Here is an 18,472-nt window from a genome sequence, read left to right as displayed (position 1 = left end):
CGTGCGGTGATGCGGGACCAAGGCCCGGGAGGGCCGGGGTGAAACGGTGAAGGGGACGGGCAAAAGCCCGCCCCCTTCCAGAGCTGTGCGACCGGAGCCGCTGCTCGTGCGTGTCGGAGGTTACTCCGCGCCCGCGACGATGTTGACGACCTTGCGGCCGCCCTTCTGGCCGAACTCGACAGCACCGGCCGAAAGGGCGAAGAGGGTGTCGTCCTTGCCACGGCCCACGTTGGCGCCGGGGTGGAAGTGCGTGCCGCGCTGGCGGACGATGATCTCGCCGGCGCCGACGACCTGGCCGCCGAAACGCTTCACGCCGAGGCGCTGAGCGTTGGAGTCACGACCGTTACGGGTGGAGCTTGCGCCCTTTTTATGTGCCATCTCTGCGTCTCCCTGGCTTTACTTGATGCCGGTGACCTTGACGCGCGTGAGGTCCTGACGGTGCCCCTGGCGCTTCTTGTAGCCGGTCTTGTTCTTGAACTTCTGGATGACGATCTTCGGTCCGCGCAGCTCGCCAAGCACCTCGGCGGTCACCGAGACGCCCGCGAGCTTCTCTGCGTCGGTCGTCACGGCGTCGCCGTCGACGAGAAGCACGGCAGGAAGCTGCACGTTGTCGCCTACCTTGGCCGCGAGGCGATCGAGAACGACGATCGTGCCGACCTCTACCTTCTCCTGCCGGCCACCGGCCCGCACTACTGCGTAAACCACTTCATACCTGTTTCGTTCGGGAGCACGAGGCTCCGGTTTGTCTGATGACGGAAGTCTTGGTGCGAATCGTCCGCGTCGACCGCGTCATCCGGGCCGGCGTCCTTCTCAGGCCGCCGCTGCCGGGCACGTGACACGAACGCACCAAAGGGAAATGCTACCCGATGCCGACTCCCCTGGCAAAAGCTCGGAGCCGCGTGTCGCGGTGCCCGCATAGGATCTCGACGTGACGATCCTGATCGACAACCCCCTGTGGCCGGCACACGGACGGCTGTGGGCGCACCTGGTCAGCGACTCCGACCTTGCCGAACTCCATGCCTTCGCGCACGCGAACGGCATTCCGCGGCGAGCGTTCGACCTCGACCACTACGACGTCCCCGACGAGGCGCACCCGCGGCTCATCGCCGCGGGTGCCACCCATGTCGAAGGTCGTGAACTCGTTCGGCGTCTGATCGCCTCAGGACTGCGTGTGACGGCTCGGGAGCGTCGCAGCATCCACTGACGGCGCTCAGCCCTCTTCGGTCGGTCCGGCCTGCACCGGAGTACCGCTCAGGGCCGCGGTCGTCACACGGCGGCGCGAGCGACCCTGACCGGGCGCCTTGGGCTCGGGAAGCGCGCTCAGAACCGAATCGAGAAGAACGTCCTTCTCGGTGCGGGGGTTCTTCGACGCGGCCTCGGTGCGCTTCTTGCGGGGGCGCTTGACCGGCTCCGCTTCGGCGACGGGGGGTTCCACGACGACGACGGGCTCGACCGCGGGGGCCTCCTCCTCGCCGTTGGGCTGGATGGTCGACGCCGCGATCTGCGCGAGGGCCGACTTCACGCCCTCGGTGATGACGTGGGTTCCGCCCGTCGCACTGTTTCCGCCATTGCTTGTGTTGCCGCCCCCGTTGCCGGAACCGCGCGAGCGCCGGTTGGACGAGCCGTTGTTCGACGACGATCCGCCCCCGTTGGAGCGGTGCTTCACCACGGGGTCGTGGTGCACGACGACGCCGCGGCCGGCGCAGACCTCGCACGCCTCGCTGAAGGTCTCCAGAAGACCCAGACCGAGCTTCTTCCTGGTCATCTGCACGAGTCCGAGCGACGTGACCTCGGCGACCTGGTGCTTGGTCCGGTCACGGCTGAGGCACTCGACCAGCCGGCGCAGAACGAGATCCCGGTTGGATTCGAGCACCATGTCGATGAAGTCGACGACGATGATGCCGCCGATGTCGCGCAACCGCAGCTGGCGGACGATCTCCTCGGCCGCTTCCAGGTTGTTCTTGGTGACGGTCTCTTCGAGGTTTCCGCCGGAACCGACGAACTTGCCGGTGTTGACGTCGACCACGGTCATCGCCTCGGTGCGGTCGATGACGAGCGAGCCTCCCGAGGGCAGCCACACCTTGCGGTCGAGCGCCTTCTCGATCTGCTCGGTCACGCGGAACTCGTCGAACGGGTCGCGATCGGCCTCGTACGACTCGACGCGGTCGAGGAGGTCGGGTGCGACGCTGGCGAGGTAGCTCGTGATCGTCTGGTGCGCGTCTTCGCCCTGAATGAGCATCTTCGTGAAGTCTTCGTTGAAGACGTCGCGCACGATCTTGACGAGGAGGTCGGGCTCGGAGTGCAGCAGCGCCGGCGCCTGGATCGTCTCGATCTGACGGCTCACGTGCTCCCACTGGCTGGTGAGTCGCTGAACGTCGCGGGTGAGCTGATCTTCGGTGGCGCCCTCGGCCGCGGTGCGCACGATGACGCCCGACGATTCGGGGAGCACCTCTTTCAGGATCTTCTTCAGGCGCGCACGCTCGGTGTCGGGCAGCTTGCGCGAGATGCCGTTCATCGCGCCGCCGGGAACGTACACGAGGTACCGCCCGGGCAGCGAGATCTGGCTCGTCAGACGGGCGCCCTTGTGCCCCACCGGGTCTTTCGTGACCTGCACGAGAACCTTGTCGCCCGACTTCAGCGCGAGCTCGATCCGGCGCGGCTGATTGCCGGTCTCCACGGCATCCCAGTCGACCTCGCCCGAGTAGAGCACGGCGTTGCGACCGCGACCGATGTCGACGAACGCGGCCTCCATGCTCGGCAGCACGTTCTGGACGCGGCCGAGGTAGACGTTGCCGATGAGCGACGCGTCCTGGTTGCGGGCGACGTAGTGCTCGACGAGCACGTGGTCCTCCAGCACGGCGATCTGCACGCGACCGTTCTTGGATCGGACGATCATCTCGCGGTCGACGGCCTCGCGACGGGCGAGGAACTCGGCCTCGGTCACCACCGGGCGACGACGACCGGCCTCACGACCGTCGCGGCGCCGCTGCTTCTTCGCCTCGAGGCGCGTGGACCCCTTGATGCGCTGGGGTTCGGTGACGTACTCCACGGCGCGCTGGCGGGGTGCCGTGGGCGCGGACTCCGCGCGATCCTCGTTGCCACCGCTCTCGCCGCGACGGCGATTGCGTCGGCGTGCGGAGGTGCCGGCCGCGGGGGCCTCCTCGGGCTCGTCGAATTCCTCCGCACGCGGCGGAAGGGCCATGACCGGCGGGGCGTAGAAGTGCAACTGGGTGCTGACGGCCGAGACGAACACCTCGGGCAGCAGGCCGAGAGCGACCGCCGTGAGCTCGGCCGGCTCCTCGGGGGCCTGCTCCTGTGCGGGAGCCTCTTCGGGCACCTGCTCCGACGCGGGCGCCTCCGAGCTCGGGGCTCCCGCGGAGTGCTCGTCGGTGCCGACAGCATCGGCGAGCGGCGCCTCGATGTTTTCGACCGCGGGCGTCTGCTCCTCGGCGACGGGCTGCTCGGCGACGGGCTCATCGATCGCGCCCGGTTCGGGGGCGTCATCCGACTCGGCGGCAGCGGGCTCGGACGCGTCGGCTGCGGGGATCGCGCCGCGGTCGCCCTCGGTCGCCTCGACCGCGTCGAGCACGGCCTCCATGTCGGCGATCGTCGTCAGCTGCTCCGTGGCATCCTGCGGTGCATCGCTCGCGGGGGTGTCGTTCCGGTTGTCGGTCTCATCGGCCATCACGGGGGTGCTCCTTGCGGACGACACCGCGCATCGTCCGACGAAATCTCGTGCGGCGCCACACCCGGCGGGGCCGCGAACTCATTTGGTCTGCAGCCGGCCCGAGGCTCTAACTGCAAGGGCGTCCATCGCCCGAAGTCTGTCGTGATGCCGGTGCGGCGCGGCCGCGGGCATCACCGACCATTATCGCACTCCCCCGCCGGTGATGCCGACCAACGCCTCGAGAGTCGGTTCATCGCCGAGCCGGCCCAGAGGTACGGGTGCCATAATCCGAGCCATGAGCGCACCGGCAGCATCCCCGCACCGTCCGACCGTGATGGCGGTCTGGCTGATCATCGCGGGGGTGGTCGGCTGGTGGGCCGCCTTCTCCCTCACGATGGAGCGTCTGCACCTGCTGACGGACCCGAACGCCACCGCCTCGTGCGATTTCAACCCGCTCATCCAGTGCGGCAAGAACCTCGTGTCGGCCCAGGGAAGCGTGCTCGGATTCCCGAACCCGATCATCGGACTCGCCGGATGGATGGCACCACTGTTCGTCGGAGTGGCGGTCCTCGCCGGCGCGCGGTTCGCCCGGTGGTTCTGGTGGGTCTTCACCCTCGGGACCGCCGGCGCGTTCGCCTTCGTGGTGTGGCTGATCGTGCAGAGCATCTTCGTCATCGGCACGCTCTGCCCGTGGTGCATGGTGACGTGGATCGTCACGATCCCGACCTTCTACGTCGTGCTGCTCCACGTTCTGCGCACCGGTATCGTGCCCGTGCCCGCGGGGGTACGGCGAGGAGCGGCCGCCACCATGGGGTGGATGCCGCTCCTCGCCGTCGGCAGCTACGCCATCATCGCGATCGTCGCGCAGCTGCGACTCGACGTGATCGGTTCGCTCGTCTGACCCGTCCGGTCAGAACCAGATAGCGAGCTCGCGCGCCGCCGACTCGGGGCTGTCGCTGCCGTGCACGAGGTTCTGCTGCACGGCCAGGCCCCAGTCGCGCCCGTAGTCGCCGCGGATCGTACCGGGCGCCGCGGTCGTGGGGTCGGTGGTGCCCGCGAGCGAGCGGAAGCCCTCGATCACACGGTTGCCGGCCAGGCGGATGGCGACCGACGGGCCGGAGAGCATGAACTCCAGCAGCGGCTCGTAGAACGGCTTGCCCTCGTGCTCTGCGTAGTGCTGCTCGAGCGTCGCGCGCTCGGGCTCGACGAGCCGGATGTCGACGAGGGCGTACCCCTTCGCCTCGATGCGGGCGAGGATCGCGCCGGTGAGGCCGCGGGCCACGCCGTCGGGCTTCACGAGTACGAGGGTCTCTTCGGTCGCCATGATTCAGTTTCCGTTCGTCGTGCGGGGATCGGCCAATGCGGCGTTTCGGCGGTCGAGGGACGCCCCCTTGATCGTCGCATACGCCCACATGCCGCCGAAAATGAGAGCCACGAGAAGAAGCGCCGGCACGAGGAATCCGCCGAGGGCGAGGACGACCTGGAGCCCCCACCCCGCGCCGATCGCCCACCGGTGGCGGAGGAACCCCGACGTGATGACCATCAACAGAGCCAGTACGACCCCGCCGACGATCCCCCACCACGGTTCGATACCGTCGGGCAGCACCTGCAGTCCGAAGACGACGAGGCCGCCGAGGAAGACGACGATCGACTCGAACCCGAGCACGACGGAACCGAGCGACTCCTGCGCGCCGCGCTGACGCCGCACCCGAGGCGTGCGCTCGCGGGGGCTCATTCCTGCCACCCGTTCTTCCAGTCCTCGGCTTCGGAGAGGCGCAGCGCCTCTCCGGCCAGCACGACCGAACCGGCGATCACCACGGCTCGGCGATCGGATGCTGCGGCCCACTCGCGTGCGGCTTCCGCCGCGTCGTCGAGCCCCGGGTGCACCGAGACCGTCGCTCCGCGAGCCTCGGCGAGGTCGGCGACGAGGTCGGGGTCGCTGGCACGCTCCGATTCCGGGGCGGTCGCGAACACGCGCGCCGCTACCGGGGCCAGGGCATCCACGATCCCGGCGGCATCCTTGTCTCCGAGCACGCCGACCACGACGCCCCACTCGTCGACGTCGAACGTCTCGCGCAGGCCCGCGACGAGCGCCCGCGCGCCGTGCGGATTGTGGGCGGCGTCCGCGACGACGACGGGGTGCGATCCGACGAGCTGCAGGCGTCCCGGCGATGTCGCCTGGGCGAGGCCGTCGGTGACGACCTCGGCGCTGATGCTTCCGAAGAGCGACTCGACGGCGGCGATCGCGAGAGCGGCGTTCGCGCCCTGGTGGAAGCCGTAGAGCGGGAGGTACTGCTCGTCGAACGTGCCGGACAGACCGCGCACCGAGATGAGCTGTCCGCCGACGGCGAGCCGCTGGGACGAGAGGCCGAACTCCTCGCCCTCGAACGCGATGGTGGCCCCCCGCGCAGCAGCGGCGGCGCGCAGCACGGCTGCCGCCTCGGGTTCCTGGCGGGAGGAGACCACGGCCGCGCCGTCTTTGACGATCCCCGACTTGACGGTCGCGATCTCTCGGATGGTGGAGCCGAGGCGGTCGGCGTGGTCGAGTGCGATCGGGGCGAACACGGCGACGTCTCCATCGGCCGTATTGGTCGAGTCCCAGGCCCCGCCCATGCCGACCTCGAGCACGAGGACGTCGACCGGCGCGTCGGCGAAGACGACGAAGCCCAGAACCGTCAGGAGCTCGAAGAAGGTGAGTGCGGCGTCGCCGGCCGCGGCGAGCTCGGCGTCGACGAGGTCGACGAACGGTGCGATCTCGTCCCATGCGTCGGCGACGGCCGCGTCGGAGACGGGCTCGCCGTCGACCATGATCCGCTCGGTGAAACGCACGAGGTGCGGGCTCGTGAACAAACCGGTGCGCAGCCCGGTCGACCTGACGAGACTCTCGATCATGCGGCTGGTCGATGTCTTGCCGTTCGTCCCCGTCACGTGGATCACGCGGTAGGTGCGCTGCGGGTCTGCGAGCAGCTCCAGCACCCGCCGCGTGCGCTCGACGCGGGGCTGCACCCACTGCTCGCCCTGCCGCGTCAGCAGGGCCGCATACACGGCGTCGGCGCGGTCGCGGTCGCTCATAGGGCACTCTCCTCGTTCAAACGGGTCACCGAGACGGTGAAAGAGCCGACGTTCGCGAAGGTGCCCTTTGCGAACTCGGCCTGATGTTCGGGCGTCTCCGACGGGGTGCCGCGCAGCGTGCTCCTCGACAGGGTGGTCGCACCGTCCGATCCGACGATCGCTGCTTCTCGGGCGAGGGTCTCCCCCGCGACGTCCGCTGCGTCGAAGGCGGCCGACACCGCTGCCGCGTCACCCTCGTCGCTGAAGCTCAGCATCAACCGGATGCGATCGCTCACGTCGAATCCCGCCGCCTTGCGGGTGTCCTGCACCGCGCGGATGACGTCGCGCGCGAGACCCTCCGCCTCCAGCACGTCGTCGGTCGTCGTATCCAGGAGCACGAACCCCCCACCGGCGAGCACGGCGAGAGCCTCACCCTCGGGGCGGCCGGCCGTCTCGACCACCAGCTCGTACTCCCCGGCCTGCAGTTCCACGCCGCCCGCTGTCACGACGCCGTCGGCCTCCGACCAGTCGCCGGCGCGCGCGGCCTGGATCACCTGCTGCACCTGCTTTCCGAGACGGGGGCCCAGGGCGCGCGCGTTCACCGTCAGGCGATGCGAGATGCCGTACGACGCCGATGCCCCGTCGACGAGTTCGACCAGCTCGACCGACTTGATGTTGAGTTCGTCGCGAAGGATGTCTTCGAACTGGCCGAGGGCGGCAGCATCCGCCACGACCACCGTGAGACGGGGAAGCGGCAGTCGCACGCGCTTGCCCTCGCGCTTGCGCAGCGCGTTGGCGACGCTCGAGACCTCGCGAACGGCGTCCATCGCGACACGGATGTCGGCCGACGCCGGGAAGGCGTCGGCATCGGGCCAGTCGGTCAGGTGCACGCTGCGTCCGCCCGTGAGCCCCTGCCACACCTGCTCGGAGACGAGCGGGATGAGCGGGGCGGCGACGCGCGTGAGGGTCTCGAGCACGGTGTAAAGCGTGTCGAACGCCTCGGTCGACGACGCGTCGTCGTCGCGTACGCCGACCCAGAACCGGTCGCGCGAGCGACGGATGTACCAGTTGGTGAGCACCTCGGCGAAGTCGCGCAGTCGCTCCGCGGCGGTCGTCGAGTCGAGTCCGTCGAGATCGGCGGCGACTCCGCGCACGAGGTCGCCCGTGAGGGCGAGGATGTAGCGGTCCAGCACGTCGGTCGAGTCGGTGCGCCAGGATGCGTCATACCCCGACTCCTCACCCGCAGTCCGACCGGTGGTCGCCCGCGCGGCGTTGGCGTAGGTCGAGAAGAAGTACCACGTGTTCCAGAGCGGAAGCAGGAACTCGCGCACCCCCGCTCGGATACCCTCCTCGGTGACCACGAGGTTGCCGCCGCGCAGAACCGAGCTCGACATGAGGAACCAGCGCATCGCATCGGATCCGTCGCGGTCGAACACCTCTCGCACGTCGGGGTAGTTGCGCAGCGATTTCGACATCTTCTGACCGTCGCTGCCGAGCACGATCCCGTGCGCCGAGACGGCGCGGAACGCCGGGCGATCGAACAGCGCGGTCGACAGCACGTGCATGACGTAGAACCAGCCCCGCGTCTGGCCGATGTACTCCACGATGAAGTCGGCGGGCGCGTGCTGCTCGAACCAGTCGTGGTTCTCGAACGGGTAGTGCACCTGGGCGAACGGCATCGAGCCGGAGTCGAACCAGACGTCGAGCACGTCCTCGACGCGGCGCATCACGCTCTGCCCCGTCGGATCATCGGGGTTCGGGCGCGTGAGGTCGTCGATGAACGGACGGTGCAGATCGACCTCGCCGTCGGTGTTGCGCGGCAGACGACCGAAGTCGGCCTCCATCTCGGCCAGCGAACCGTAGACGTCGAGGCGCGGGTACTCCGGGTCGTCGCTCTTCCACACCGGGATCGGCGAGCCCCAGTAGCGGTTGCGGCTGATCGACCAGTCGCGGGCGCCCTCGATCCACTTGCCGAACTGGCCCTCCTTGACATTCTCGGGAACCCAGGTGATCTCGGCGTTGCCCGAGATCATGCGGTCCTTCACGTCGGTGACGCGGATGAACCAGCTCGAGACGGCTTTGTAGATGAGGGGGTTCCGGCATCGCCAGCAGTGCGGGTACGAGTGCTCGTAGCTGGCCATGCGCAACAGGCGCCCGTTCTGACGCAGGATGCGGATGAGCGGGGTGTTCGCGTCGAGCCAGAGCTCTCCGGCGACGTCGGCGACGTCGGAGAGGAAGCGGCCGCCGTCGTCGAGCGACAGGATCGTGGGCAGCCCCGCAGCATCCGCCAGCCGCTTGTCGTCCTCGCCGTACGCGGGCGCCTGGTGCACGATGCCGGTGCCGTCGCTCGTCGTGACATAGTCGTCGACGAGGATGCGCCAGGCGTTCTGCGTGCCCCACTCGTCGGCGTCGGCGTAGTAGTCGAAGAGGCGGTCGTACGCGACGCCCTCGAGCTCGGAGCCGATGACCGTCTGCTGCACGGCGTCGCGCGCGGCGTCGGCCGACTCGTACCCGAGATCCTTGGCGTAGCCGCCCAGGAGGTCTTCGGCGAGGAGGTAGCGATGAGCGGTCGCCTCGATCGCGTCGTCGGCGAGCCCATCGGGAGTGTGGTGCACGTCTGCGGCACCCGCCGGCCCGCCGGGGACGACGACGTAACGGATGGCGGGGCCGACGGCGAGAGCGAGGTTCGTCGGGAGGGTCCAGGGCGTGGTCGTCCAGGCGAGCGCACGCACGCCCGTCAGTCCGAGCGCTTCGGCCTTGGCACCCACGAGCGGGAAGGTGACGGTGACCGACGGGTCCTGACGCATCTTGTAGACGTCGTCGTCCATGCGCAGTTCGTGGCTGGACAGCGGCGTCTCATCACGCCAGCAGTAGGGCAGCACGCGATAGCCCTCGTAGGCGAGCCCCTTCTCGTGCAGGGTCTTGAAAGCCCACAGCACCGACTCCATGTAGGTGGTGTCGAGCGTCTTGTAGCCGTTGTCGAAGTCGACCCACCGCGCCTGGCGGGTCACGTAGTCCTGCCAGTCGCGCGTGTACTCGAGCACCGACTCGCGGGCCTTGGCGTTGAAGGTCGCGACGCCCATGCGCTCGATATCGTCCTTCTCGGTGATGCCGAGCTGCTTCATGGCCTCGAGCTCGGCCGGCAGACCGTGCGTGTCCCAGCCGAAGACGCGGTCGACCTTCTTGCCCCGCATGGTCTGGAAACGGGGGAAGACGTCCTTGGCGTAGCCCGTGAGCAGGTGACCGTAGTGCGGCAGCCCGTTAGCGAACGGGGGTCCGTCGTAGAACACCCACTCCTCGGCGCCCTCGCGCTGGGAGATGGAGGCGCGGAAGGTGTCGTCGGAGGCCCAGAACGCGAGCGTCTGCTCCTCGAGCGAGGGGAAACGCGGGCTCGGCACGATTCCGGGCGCCGTGCTCGCCGAGGCGTCGGCAGCGGGTCCGAACGAAGACTTGGGGTAGGTCATGTCACTCCAGCAGGTCGAGGATCAGCCTGCGAGGACGACTCGATCGAGCCGCGGTACCACCCCGCGTGACGTCTCGGGCCCTTCGACAGGCTCACGGACCGAGTCGTCCACTTTCACAGCGGCTGTGACGGGCCTGCCCCGCCCGGTTCTACTGACGCGACCCGGGAGTCGACGCGTTCTTCCGGGAGCTCCCCGGTGATGGCCGGATCGAAACTCGTGCGTGCCATTCTACGCGTCGGGCGCGGAACGCCGGGCCCGCACCCCACGCCACTTTCTGCGCTGCGTCCAACAAGGTCGTACCGGTGGCAGGATGGATGCTCGTGACCACCGCAGCATCCGTGACTCCTCCGGCCCCGAAGACCTCCGCCCGCCGAGTATCCGTGGCCTCCATGGTCGGTACCTCCCTCGAATCCTTCGACTTCTACGTCTTCGCCTACTTCTCGGCGTTCTTCGTCGGTCCGCTGTTCTTCGAGCCGCTCGGAACCGCCGGCGCGACCCTCGCGTCGTTCACGACCATCGCGATCGCGTTCGTCGTGCGACCCATCGGCGCGATCATCTTCGGCTACATGGGCGACCGCCTCGGCCGCCGCGCGACCCTGCTGTGGACGGTCGCCATCATGGGTGTGGCCACCGGCCTCATCGGCGTGCTCCCGACCTACGCGCAGGCCGGCTGGATCGGGGCGGTGCTGCTGGTCGTGCTGCGTCTGGCCCAGGGAATCTCCCTCGGCGGCGAATGGGGCGGGTCGATCCTGCTGGCGACCGAGCACGCCTCTCCCGTGAAGCGCGCCTTCTACGCCGCCATCCCGCAGCTGGGCTCACCGATCGGGTCGATCCTCTCGGCGGCGCTGTTCATCGTGATGACTGCGACGCTGCCCACCGAGGAGCTCGTCGCCTGGGGCTGGCGCATCCCCTTCCTCATCGCCATCCCGCTGCTCCTCGTCTCGCTCTACCTCCGCTGGTCGATCGACGAGACACCGGTGTTCCGCGAGGTGGTCGCCGAGGGGCGTCGCGACCGGCTGCCCTTCCTCACGATGTTCCGCCAGCGCCCCACCGCCATGGCGATCGCGGCCGGAGCGGCGCTCCTCGGAATCGGGTCGTACGGACTCATGAACACGTACACGATCAATTACGGGGCGACACAGCTCGGGTACGCCTACACCGACCTCCTCATCGCCGCGACGATCGGCGCCCTGTTGCAGCTCGTGACGATCCCACTCTTCGGAGCGCTCGCCGCGCGCATCGGCTCGGCGAAGGTCGTGGCGTGGGGAGCTCTCGGCACGCTCATCATCGCGTTCCCGATCTACTTCATCCTCCAGGAGGCGAACTTCGGCGTGCTCGTCGCGCTCATGGTGGTCGGAGGCATCCTGCCGACGATGTCGTGGGCGGCGCTCGGCGGGCTCATGAACGACCTCTTCCCCGATGCGTTCCGCTACTCCGCGCTCTCGTTCGCGTACGCGCTCGCCGCGACCGTCGGCGGATTCGTGCCGCTGATCACGGGTGCCCTCGGCGTGCAGACGGACTACGCCTGGTGGCACCCCGGCGTCATCCTCGCCGTGATGTCGGCGATCACGCTCGTCGCAGCCTGGGCGGCAGCCCGTTACTCGACGGCCCGCTCCGCCGCGCCGGCCGAGCCGGCTCTCGCCGACCGCTGAGGCGCCGAGAGTGCCCGATCCCGCCACGGGTGCCCGGAATTTCGGGCGCCTACGGCGGAAACGGGCACACTCGGCGGGCCGGCGGTAGCGTCGGAGGATGATGCGCCCCCTCCCCACGACCGACCGGCTCGTCCTCCGGGAGATGGGGACCGACGACATCCCGTCACTCACGGCCATCATGGGCGACGCCGAGACCATGACCGCCTATGAAGGGCCGTTCGACGCGACCGAGATCGCCACCTGGCTGGCTCGATCGCAGCAGCGGTACGCGGACGACGGATTCGCCCTCTGGGCGGTGACGCTGCGGGAGACGGGCGAGATGATCGGCCAGTGCGGACCGACCCGCCAGATCATCGACGGGCGATCCATGGTGGAGGTCGGCTATCTGTTCGACCGCCGCTGGTGGCACCGCGGATTCGCCCAGGAGGCCGCCCGCGCCTGCCGCGATTGGGCTTTCCGCAACCTCCCGGTCGACGTGGTGTGCTCCAAGATCCGCGACACGAACCTCGCCAGCATGAACGTCGCGATCCGCAACGGCATGTCGGTGCGCCGGCGCACCGTGACCCACTACCGCGGCGTCGACATGCCCCACCTCGTCTTCGAGATCACACGGAACGAATGGATGCGTCAGCCGACGCCCGAGCCCTGACATCGACCGGGCACGACGCCTGCGCACCCGCCGGTAGACTGGCGGCGACCCACACTCAGGCACGCTCACACAGTGCCGCACATACCGAGGAGCTCTCGATGTCCGACGCGCAGATCCCCGACAAGCCCGTACTCGAAGGCCTCGAAGCGAAGTGGGATGCGGCGTGGACCGCAGCCGGAACCTACGACTTCGATCGCGCGAAGGCCGCCGAGGTCGGACGCGCGGGCGTCTTCTCGGTCGACACTCCCCCGCCCACCGCGTCGGGGAGTCTCCACATCGGTCACGTGTTCAGCTACACGCACACCGACGTCAAGGTGCGCTTCGAGCGCATGCGCGGGAAGACCGTGTTCTACCCGATGGGCTGGGACGACAACGGTCTGCCCACCGAGCGCCGTGTGCAGAACTACTACGGCGTGCGGTGCGACCCGTCGCTGCCGTACGACCCCGACTTCACTCCCCCGTTCGAGGGCGGCGACAACAAGAGCACGAAGGCAGCCGACCAGCGCCCGATCAGCCGCCGCAACTTCATCGAGCTCTGCGAGAGGCTGACCGCCGAGGACGAGAAGGCCTTCGAGGCGCTCTGGCGCGATCTCGGCCTCAGCGTCGATTGGACGCAAACCTACCGCACGATCTCCGGCGACACGATCCGCACCAGCCAGTCCGCCTTCCTTCAGAACCTCGACCGTGGCGAGGCGTACCAGGCGCTCGCTCCCACCCTGTGGGACGTCGACTTCCGCTCGGCCATCGCGCAGGCGGAGCTCGAGGATCGCGACCAACCCGCCGCCTACCACCGCCTCGGCTTCCACAAGGCCGACGGCTCGGGCGACGTACACATCGAGACCACCCGGCCCGAGCTGCTCGCCGCGTGCGTCGCGCTCGTCGCACACCCCGATGACGAGCGCTACCAGCCGCTGTTCGGCACGACGATGCGCACCCCCCTGTTCGACGTCGAGGTGCCGGTGCTCGCCCACCCGCTCGCCCAGCCCGACAAGGGCTCCGGCATCGCCATGATCTGCACCTTCGGCGACGTGACCGACATCATCTGGTGGCGCGAACTCGACCTGCCCAACCGCACGATCATCGGCAAGGACGGCCGCATCGTCGCCGACGCCCCCGACGCGATCGAGACGGATGCCGCCAAGGCCGCCTATGCGGAGCTCGCCGGTAAGACCGTGTTCAGCGCCAAGAAGCGCGTGGTCGAGCTGCTGCAGGAGTCCGGTGAGATGGAGGGCGACCCCCGCCCGTTCACGCACGCCGTGAAATTCTTCGAGAAGGGCGACCGTCCGCTCGAGATCGTCTCGACCCGTCAGTGGTACCTGCGCAACGGCGCCCGTGACGAGTCGCTGCGCGAGCGCCTCCTCGACCTCGGCCGCGAGATCTCCTGGCACCCCGACTTCATGCGCGTTCGCTATGAGAACTGGACCAACGGTCTCACCGGCGACTGGCTCGTGTCGCGCCAGCGGTTCTTCGGCGTGCCGATCCCGGTCTGGTACGCGCTCGACGAGAACGGTGAGCGCGACTACGGCCGCGTGCTGACGCCCGATGCGGCGTCCCTGCCGGTGGATCCGACGACCGACGTCCCCCCGGGGTACACCGAAGACCAGCGAGGCGTGCCGGGCGGGTTCGACGCCGAGCGCGACATCTTCGACACGTGGGCGACGTCGTCGCTCACCCCGCAGCTGGCCGGCGGGTGGCAGCGCGACGAAGACCTCTGGAAGCTCGTCGCCCCGTTCGACCTCCGTCCCCAGGGGCAGGACATCATCCGCACCTGGCTGTTCTCCACCCTGCTGCGCAGCGCGCTGCAGGACGGCCGGTCACCGTGGTCGGATGCTGCGATCTCCGGGTTCATCGTCGACCCCGACCGCAAGAAGATGTCGAAGTCGAAGGGCAACGTGGTCACCCCCGCCGACGTCCTCCACCAGCACGGTTCGGATGCCGTGCGCTACTGGGCGGCCTCGAGTCGGCTGGGCACGGACGCCGCCTTCGACCCGCAGAACCCCACCCAGATCAAGATCGGCCGGCGCCTCGCGATCAAGATCCTGAACGCGGCGAAGTTCGTGCTGTCGTTCCCGGTGCCCGAAGACGCCGAGGTCACGCACGCCCTCGACGCGTCGATGCTCGCGACGCTCGACCAGGTGGTGCGCGACGCGACGAAGGCCCTCGAGGCCTACGACCACGCTCGCGCCCTGGAGATCACCGAGTCGTTCTTCTGGACCTTCTGCGACGACTATCTCGAACTGGTGAAGGAGCGCGCGTACGACCAGACCGACGTCGGACAGGCATCGGCGGCGCTCTCGCTGAGGATCGCGCTCTCGACGATCCTGCGCCTGTTCGCACCGGTCGTGTCGTTCGCCTCGGAGGAGGCCTGGTCGTGGTTCAACGAAGGATCGGTGCACCATGCCCCGTGGCCGGCTCCGATCGGCTCCTCGGGCGACCCGGCAGTGCTGAGCGCCGTCGGCGAGGCGCTCATCGGCATCCGCCGGGCCAAGACCGAGGCGAAGGTCTCTCAGAAGACCGTGGTGGCCGTCGCAACCGTCGCCTCCCCGCACACCGCCGCGCTGCGATCGGCCGAGGGCGACCTCAAGGCCGTCGGACGCATCGAGACCATCGTGTTCGAAGACGCCGAGACGACCGCCGTCACGGGCATCGAACTCGCCCCCCAGGAGGCCTGACATGCAACTCGGTACACGCTGGACCTCCGGATCCACTCCCCCGTCGGCGGTCCCCGCCAGCCTGCATGCCCAGATCGCCGCGGTCGAGACGTCGCTCCCGGCCGACCAGTTCGGCCAGCCCGCACCGCGGTGGACGCTCACCTGGCTCGAAGGGCGTCCGGTCGTCGAGCTCGATACGGGCATCATCGTCACGCTGGATCGCTCGGGTGAAGCGGTCGTCACGCACCACGAGCACGAGCAGTTCTCCGACCGGGACTACTCCGGCCAGGACTGACCGTCGGGCCGCGGTTCTGGCACGATGGCCGGCATGGCCAGCAGCCCCGACCCGCGACGCGAGGAGCTGACGCGGCTCCGAAAGGTGCGCGACCGTATCGATCGCGAGCACAGCAGGCCCCTCGACGTCGCGGCCCTCGCTCGTGGTGCGCACATGTCGGCGGGCCACCTCAGCCGCCAGTTCCGTCTCGCCTACGGCGAATCGCCGTACGCGTACCTCCTGACGCGGCGCATCGAGCGCGCCACGGCGCTGCTGCGACGGGGCGACCTCTCGGTGACCGAGGTGTGCTTCGCGGTGGGTTTCTCCTCGCTCGGCACGTTCAGCACGAGGTTCACCGAGATCGTCGGAACGTCGCCGGACGGCTACCGCCGTGAGAGCGCCGCGGATGCTGCGGAGCTGCCCAGCTGCGTCACGCGATTCGTCATGCGACCGGTCAGGAATCGAGAAGCGCCCGTCGTGCGGGCGCTCTAGCGTGAGCGGCATGGACATCACGATTCGCGAGTCATACCTGCCCCACACCGATCCGGAGGCGTCGGTGCGGTTCTACCGCGACCTCCTCGGTTTCGAGGTGCGCACCGACGTCGGATACGAAGGGATGCGGTGGCTCACCGTCGGCCCGGCCGCACAGCCGGAGACCGCGATCGTGCTGCACCCGCCGACGGCCAACCCCGATCTCACCGCGGAGGAGAGCCGGATTCTGCTCGACCTCATCGCCAAGGGGAGCTACTTCGGCATCAACCTCGCGACATCCGACCTCCTGGCCACCTTCGAGGCGCTGGAGGCGTCGGGGGTAGAGATCGTGCAGGAGCCGACAGAGCAGCCCTACGGCGTCTTCGACTGCGCGGTGCGCGACCCCGCGGGCAACATGGTGCGCATCCAGCAGCCTCGCTAGCGCGCGACCCGGTCGGGAAGATCCGCCCCGGCCGCACGCGTGCCCCCGATCAGCAGAGGCACGGAGACGAGCGTCGCTGCGAGCACCACGGCCGCGGCGATCGCGAACGGAAGTCGCAGGTCGACCCGCGACACCCACCCGCCGAGTACGGTCGCGATCGGGAACAGGCCCCAGGTCAGCATCCGGATGATTCCCAGTACGCGCCCGAAGAGAGCACCGGGAACGATCTGCTGGCGTAGGGCGCCCCACGGCACGTTCCAGATCGCCACCGCGAAAGCGAAGACGGCGTATGAGACCATCGCGCTCCACACCCCGGGGGCGACGGCCGTCAGACCGAGTCCACCGGCGCACACCAGATTCGCTCCGAGCATGACCGGACCGCGTCCCAGGCGCCGCACCAGCGACGAGGCGACGAGCGAGCCGGCCAGCGCGCCCACCCCGATACCGGCGGTCACGAAGCCGAACGCGGCCGGCGGCACCGAATGCTCGTCGAGGAAGTAGAGCACGGTGACCGCCTGGGCGAAGCTCAGCGCCGAGCCGATCACCGCCGTGAACCCCACCATGGCCCGCAGGTATCGATGCCGCCACAGGAATGTCACGGCGTCGCGGGCGGAGCCGAGCGCCCGGCTCGAGCCGGCCGGCGACGCGACGGCCGGCCGCGCTGCCGCCGCGGGAAGCAGCAGAGCGAGGACGACCGGAACGAGGTAGCCCGCCGCCCCCACCCACAGGGGAAGCACGAGGGACACCGCGTACAGGAGACCGCCGATGGGTGTCGCAACGAAGGTGTCGACCGTGATCTGAGCGGCTTGGATCCTTCCGTTGGCCCTGTCCAGCTGGTCCCGCGAGACCAGGCCGGGGATGACGGCGTTCGTTGCGTTGTCGAAGAGCGTCTCACCGAGTCCGAACACGAGCGCGCCCACGAGCAGTGCGGTGATGTCGAGGCGACCGAGCACGGTCAGGAGCGCGAGGCCCACCGCGGCGAGACCGCGCAGCACGTTCGCGACGGCCATCACGGAACGCCTGTCGAAACGGTCGACGATCATGCCCGCCGGCAGGCCGAAGACGAGCCAGGGCACGAAGGCGAGAGCCCCCAGAACGGAGATCAGCAGCGGATCGCGGGTGAGAGTGGCGGCGATGAGCGGCACAGCGGTGCGACCCACCCCGTCGGCGAGGTTGCTGAAGGCGGCTGCCGTCCACAGCTTGCCGAAGTCGCGACCGAGGCCCCGATGCGGCGCATCGACCGGTCGGGACGTCACCGCGGCATCAGTTGCATGGCGACAGCGCCGGCTCGGTCACGCTGTGCTTCCGAGGCCGCCCGTCGTCGACCGTGCAACTCCAGCGAGTCGAGGCGCCGACGCTGACGTGCGCTGACGTAGCCGTCGAGCGCGTGTGCGGCGGCGCGGAGCAGGCGGTCGAGGGTCGTCGCCCGCGCCACGCGTCGTGACGCGGTCAGCACGGTCATCGTTCGTCTCCCAACTCCGGAAGCGGGAACACGTCGGCGCGAATAGTGACCGGCCTCACGCCGTCGCCGGTCTGATCTCGATGAGTGTCTACGGCGGCGTCGAGCAGCGCCTGGATCGAGCGAGAGAGTTCGCGTGTCTGTTCGACGGTCAACCGCGTGTTCGCCGTGGACAGGATCACGGCGTCGCGCCACTCGGCGGTCTCCGCGTCGATCCCGCGTTCGGAGAATTCCGCCAGTTGCTCGTGGCGGTTGCGCAGGAACTCGCTCATGACCATCTGCGAGACGGCCCGCCCGGCCGGCGTTCTCATCGCATCCGGGTTGGTGAGCTCGATCCCGCCCGCCGGGCGCTCCCACCATCGCTCCCGCGCTGTTCCGCGCCCCTCCACTTCGCGGATGAGCTGATGCTTCGCCAAGGCGCGGAGGTGGTAGCTGGTCGCACCGCTCGACTCGCCGAGGCGCTCCGCGAGGGAACTCGCGGTCTGCGGCCCGTACTGGCTGAGCATGTCGAAGATGCGCACGCGCAGCGGATGGGCGAGGGCTCGGAGGGCGCCGACGTCGAGGACACGGTCTGTTCTCGCGGGGAATCGCTCTGTGTGCGGCTCGGTCATGATGCAAAGATACCTTTGCCAACATTCATTTGCAACATTATCTTTGCATGCTCTCACCACCGCGCCTGAGGCTGTCGACCT

Annotated in this window: 18 protein-coding genes; 8 read left to right on the top strand and 10 right to left on the bottom strand. The window is 69.0% G+C overall.

The window, feature by feature from the left end; genetic code table 11:
* Window positions 1–120: 120 nt before the first annotated feature.
* Together rpmA and rplU are read right to left on the bottom strand one after the other, a co-directional pair.
* Window positions 121–378, bottom strand: coding sequence for a 50S ribosomal protein L27 (gene rpmA / locus DEU34_RS06570; protein ID WP_116646439.1), 258 nt, complete (start codon window positions 376–378; stop codon window positions 121–123).
* An 18-nt stretch (window positions 379–396) separates the two neighbouring features.
* The gene (gene rplU / locus DEU34_RS06565; RefSeq protein ID WP_121149321.1) at window positions 397–705 is read right to left on the bottom strand and encodes a 50S ribosomal protein L21; all 309 of its coding nucleotides are present in this window, start codon (window positions 703–705) and stop codon (window positions 397–399) included.
* Window positions 706–928: 223 nt separating this feature from the next.
* Here rplU and DEU34_RS06560 point away from each other — a divergent pair, with 223 nt between their 5' ends.
* Window positions 929–1,204 carry a DUF4031 domain-containing protein gene (locus DEU34_RS06560; RefSeq protein WP_121149320.1) on the top strand — a complete coding sequence of 92 codons (276 nt, stop codon included), beginning with the start codon at window positions 929–931 and terminating at the stop codon, window positions 1,202–1,204.
* Window positions 1,205–1,210: 6 nt separating this feature from the next.
* Here DEU34_RS06560 and DEU34_RS06555 read toward each other — a convergent pair whose 3' ends face one another.
* Window positions 1,211–3,685: an Rne/Rng family ribonuclease gene (locus tag DEU34_RS06555; protein ID WP_121149319.1), complete on the bottom strand. Its 2,475-nt coding sequence runs from the start codon at window positions 3,683–3,685 to the stop codon at window positions 1,211–1,213.
* A 277-nt stretch (window positions 3,686–3,962) separates the two neighbouring features.
* On the opposite strand from DEU34_RS06555, the gene DEU34_RS06550 reads away from it, so the two are divergent.
* Window positions 3,963–4,568: a vitamin K epoxide reductase family protein gene (locus tag DEU34_RS06550; RefSeq protein WP_121149318.1), complete on the top strand. Its 606-nt coding sequence runs from the start codon at window positions 3,963–3,965 to the stop codon at window positions 4,566–4,568.
* A gap of 9 nt (window positions 4,569–4,577) precedes the next feature.
* On the opposite strand, the gene ndk is transcribed toward DEU34_RS06550, so the two are convergent.
* From ndk to ileS, 4 genes are read right to left on the bottom strand one after another with little or no spacing between them, the layout of a single operon-like run.
* Window positions 4,578–4,991: a nucleoside-diphosphate kinase gene (gene ndk / locus DEU34_RS06545; protein WP_121149317.1), complete on the bottom strand. Its 414-nt coding sequence runs from the start codon at window positions 4,989–4,991 to the stop codon at window positions 4,578–4,580.
* Window positions 4,992–4,994: 3 nt separating this feature from the next.
* Window positions 4,995–5,402, bottom strand: coding sequence for a DUF4233 domain-containing protein (locus DEU34_RS06540; protein WP_121149316.1), 408 nt, complete (start codon window positions 5,400–5,402; stop codon window positions 4,995–4,997).
* Complete coding sequence (locus DEU34_RS06535) at window positions 5,399–6,739, bottom strand: folylpolyglutamate synthase/dihydrofolate synthase family protein (protein ID WP_121149315.1); 1,341 nt, start codon at window positions 6,737–6,739, stop codon at window positions 5,399–5,401. Before DEU34_RS06535 ends, DEU34_RS06540 begins: the two co-directional genes overlap by 4 nt.
* Entirely contained in the window at window positions 6,736–10,182 is a 3,447-nt protein-coding gene (gene ileS, locus DEU34_RS06530) for an isoleucine--tRNA ligase (protein ID WP_121149314.1), read from the bottom strand. The genes DEU34_RS06535 and ileS overlap by 4 nt, the downstream gene beginning before the upstream one ends.
* Window positions 10,183–10,484: 302 nt before the next feature.
* Here ileS and DEU34_RS06525 point away from each other — a divergent pair, with 302 nt between their 5' ends.
* From DEU34_RS06525 to DEU34_RS06500, 6 genes are all read left to right on the top strand, one after another.
* A complete protein-coding gene (locus DEU34_RS06525; protein ID WP_259460049.1) occupies window positions 10,485–11,834 on the top strand; it encodes an MFS transporter in 1,350 nt (449 codons plus the stop codon).
* A gap of 97 nt (window positions 11,835–11,931) precedes the next feature.
* Window positions 11,932–12,483 (top strand): GNAT family N-acetyltransferase, encoded by a 552-nt coding sequence (locus DEU34_RS06520; RefSeq protein WP_310793503.1) that lies wholly within the window; start codon window positions 11,932–11,934, stop codon window positions 12,481–12,483.
* Window positions 12,484–12,581: 98 nt separating this feature from the next.
* Window positions 12,582–15,155, top strand: coding sequence for a valine--tRNA ligase (gene valS / locus DEU34_RS06515; RefSeq protein WP_121149311.1), 2,574 nt, complete (start codon window positions 12,582–12,584; stop codon window positions 15,153–15,155).
* Between the two features lies 1 nt (window position 15,156).
* A complete protein-coding gene (locus DEU34_RS06510) occupies window positions 15,157–15,429 on the top strand; it encodes a hypothetical protein (protein ID WP_121149310.1) in 273 nt (90 codons plus the stop codon).
* Window positions 15,430–15,462: 33 nt separating this feature from the next.
* Window positions 15,463–15,900 (top strand): helix-turn-helix transcriptional regulator, encoded by a 438-nt coding sequence (locus DEU34_RS06505; RefSeq protein ID WP_121149309.1) that lies wholly within the window; start codon window positions 15,463–15,465, stop codon window positions 15,898–15,900.
* Window positions 15,901–15,910: 10 nt separating this feature from the next.
* Window positions 15,911–16,321 carry a VOC family protein gene (locus DEU34_RS06500; protein ID WP_121149765.1) on the top strand — a complete coding sequence of 137 codons (411 nt, stop codon included), beginning with the start codon at window positions 15,911–15,913 and terminating at the stop codon, window positions 16,319–16,321.
* Here DEU34_RS06500 and DEU34_RS06495 read toward each other — a convergent pair.
* Genes DEU34_RS06495 through DEU34_RS06485 form a run of 3 tightly spaced genes read right to left on the bottom strand, consistent with a single transcriptional unit; the run spans window position 16,318 to window position 18,391 of the window.
* Window positions 16,318–17,577 carry an MFS transporter gene (locus DEU34_RS06495; protein ID WP_121149308.1) on the bottom strand — a complete coding sequence of 420 codons (1,260 nt, stop codon included), beginning with the start codon at window positions 17,575–17,577 and terminating at the stop codon, window positions 16,318–16,320. The genes DEU34_RS06500 and DEU34_RS06495 overlap by 4 nt on opposite strands.
* A complete protein-coding gene (locus tag DEU34_RS06490; RefSeq protein ID WP_121149307.1) occupies window positions 17,574–17,783 on the bottom strand; it encodes a hypothetical protein in 210 nt (69 codons plus the stop codon). Before DEU34_RS06490 ends, DEU34_RS06495 begins: the two co-directional genes overlap by 4 nt.
* Window positions 17,780–18,391: a transcriptional regulator gene (locus DEU34_RS06485; RefSeq protein ID WP_121149306.1), complete on the bottom strand. Its 612-nt coding sequence runs from the start codon at window positions 18,389–18,391 to the stop codon at window positions 17,780–17,782. Before DEU34_RS06485 ends, DEU34_RS06490 begins: the two co-directional genes overlap by 4 nt.
* Window positions 18,392–18,472 lie beyond the last annotated feature (81 nt).

The organism is Microbacterium sp. AG1240, from assembly GCF_003635115.1.
Classification (GTDB): Bacteria; Actinomycetota; Actinomycetes; order Actinomycetales; family Microbacteriaceae; genus Microbacterium.
Note: the sequence above shows the minus strand (reverse complement) of the source record. Positions and strands in the feature narration are given on the sequence as shown.